This is a genomic window from Solemya elarraichensis gill symbiont (genome assembly GCF_002021095.1).
Lineage (GTDB): Bacteria > Pseudomonadota > Gammaproteobacteria > Chromatiales > Chromatiaceae.
In genome coordinates this window covers 1-1,977 of sequence record NZ_MPRK01000289.1, presented here as the reverse complement: position 1 = coordinate 1,977, position 1,977 = coordinate 1, and the positions used below count along the sequence as shown (strand labels likewise).

The window sequence follows — 1,977 nt, the reverse complement described above, 5'->3', positions numbered from 1 at the left end:
TGGTTCAGAAGACCATGGAGCATGGCATTGATCACATGCTATGCGTCTCGATTGACCTTGAAAGTTATCCTGCGATGCTGGAGCTGGTTGAGCCCTTTGCGTCGATTTCGACTTCCGTCGGTGTGCATCCGAATGACAGGGACAGAAGGGAACCAAGTGTTGAAGAGCTGGTTGAACTGGCTGCACACCCGAAAAATGGCGCCATCGGCGAGACCGGGCTTGACTATTACTACGTCAAGGAGGACCTGGAGTGGCAACAGCAGCGTTTTCGTACCCATATTCGTGCTGCGCGTGAATGCCGCAAGCCACTCATCATCCACACCCGGGATGCACGTGAAGATACCATCCGTATACTGCGTGAAGAGCATGCGCAAGAGGTTGGCGGCGTCATGCACTGTTTTACCGAGACCTGGGAAATGGCACAGCAGGCTCTTGAACTCGGTTTCTACATCTCCTTCTCAGGCATAGTGACATTCAAGAATGCAGAAGAGTTGCGCGAAGTTGCTAGCAAGGTGCCGCTTGACCGTATCCTGATCGAAACCGATTCCCCCTATCTCGCACCGGTTCCATTCCGGGGCAAGCCTAACGAGCCCGGCTACGTCTCATACGTGGCAGAAAAGATTGCGGAGTTGAGAGGCTTGTCGGTCGAGGAGATTACGAAGATCACGACGGACAATTTCTATCGCCTGTTTCCTGCATCAAGATAGGCTGCAGTTCACGTTATTGATGTGATCCGGCACTTGCTGCCTCGTTGCTTGACAAGGCTGGATACAGATCAGGTCAGATGCTTTGGTACAAGGATCAGGGCCCATATGATTGCCAGCGCCACGCTGGCAGAGCCGATATCCTTTGCTCTTCCCGATAGCTTGTGATGTTCAGAGCCAATACGGTCGACCACAGCTTCAATCGATGAGTTGATCAGTTCAACCAGTGGAACCAGCAGCCAGCTTCCGAGCAGCAGTGCGCGCTCCACTCCAGTTTCTCCAAGGTAAAGTGCAAGCGGTATCAGGGCCAGGGAGGCAGCAACTTCTTGTCGGAAGGCTGCCTCATGCTTATAGGCGGCCTTGATACCCTTGATTGAGTAGCCGGTTGCCTTGATGATACGGGTCAATCCTGTATTCCCCGGCTTCATTATTTATTTTCCGCTCCAGCGCAGGTCAAGTTCACGTGCTGCCTTAACGTCATCAAGACGGCGAACTGGCTGCGTGAATGGCGCCCCGGTGACTGTTTGAGGTTCTGTTTCCGCCTCGTGCTGAATCTTCTGCATAACCTCGGCGAAGTAGTCGATATCCTCTTTTGATTCGGTCTCGGTCGGTTCAATCAGGAGGCATTCCGGAACCAGCAACGGAAAGTAGGTTGTTGGTGCGTGCACACCGTAATCGAGCATGCGCTTGGCAAAATCCATCGCCTTGATGTCGAGCTCTTTCGCCTGTTTTTTCAGGGTGACAATGAATTCGTGAGTTGCCCTGCGGTCAGGGAATGCGATTTCAAAACCCGACTCCTTGAGTAGCGCCATCAGGTAGTTTGCATTCAGTGTTGAGTACTCCGAGACCCGCAGCATGCCGTCGCGACCAAGCATACGTGCGTAGATATAGGCACGCATAAGTACACCCGCATTGCCGGCAAAGGCAGACAGCTTGCCGATGGACTGCGGACGTTCCTCTTCCGTTACCCAGCGGTAGTTGTCGCCGTCGAAGGCGATCATCGGAATCGGCAGGAAAGGTTCAAGGCGCTTGCTGACGCCAACAGGACCGGCACCCGGACCACCGCCACCATGCGGGGTCGAGAAGGTTTTGTGCAGGTTCATGTGAATTACGTCAAAGCCCATGTCGCCCGGACGAACCTTGCCGAGAATCGCATTGAGGTTGGCGCCGTCATAGTAGAGCAGCCCGCCAGCCTCATGCACGAGGCGGGAGATCTCCTCGATACGCTGTTCAAATACGCCGAGGGTCGATGGATTGGTCAGCATGATTCCTG

At 54.1% G+C, this 1,977-nt stretch carries 3 protein-coding genes; 1 reads left to right on the top strand and 2 read right to left on the bottom strand.

Annotated features, from left to right (window positions below; all coding sequences use genetic code 11):
- Positions 1-707 (top strand): TatD family hydrolase (locus BOW51_RS10265; RefSeq protein WP_217349037.1); only part of this gene is annotated, 707 nt, incomplete at its 5' end.
- Positions 708-775: 68 nt separating this feature from the next.
- On the opposite strand, the gene BOW51_RS10260 is transcribed toward BOW51_RS10265, so the two are convergent.
- Together BOW51_RS10260 and BOW51_RS10255 are read right to left on the bottom strand one after the other, a co-directional pair.
- A complete protein-coding gene (locus BOW51_RS10260; protein WP_078477626.1) occupies positions 776-1,132 on the bottom strand; it encodes a diacylglycerol kinase in 357 nt (118 codons plus the stop codon).
- Between the two features lie 3 nt (positions 1,133-1,135).
- Positions 1,136-1,977: PLP-dependent aminotransferase family protein (locus BOW51_RS10255; protein ID WP_503167677.1), on the bottom strand; the 842-nt coding region annotated here is incomplete at its 5' end.

Excerpts from the sequence above, each read along its gene's own strand:
- BOW51_RS10260 (WP_078477626.1), bottom strand. The coding sequence starts at position 1,132 with ATGAAGCCGGGGAATACAGGATTGACCCGTATCATCAAGGCAACCGGC.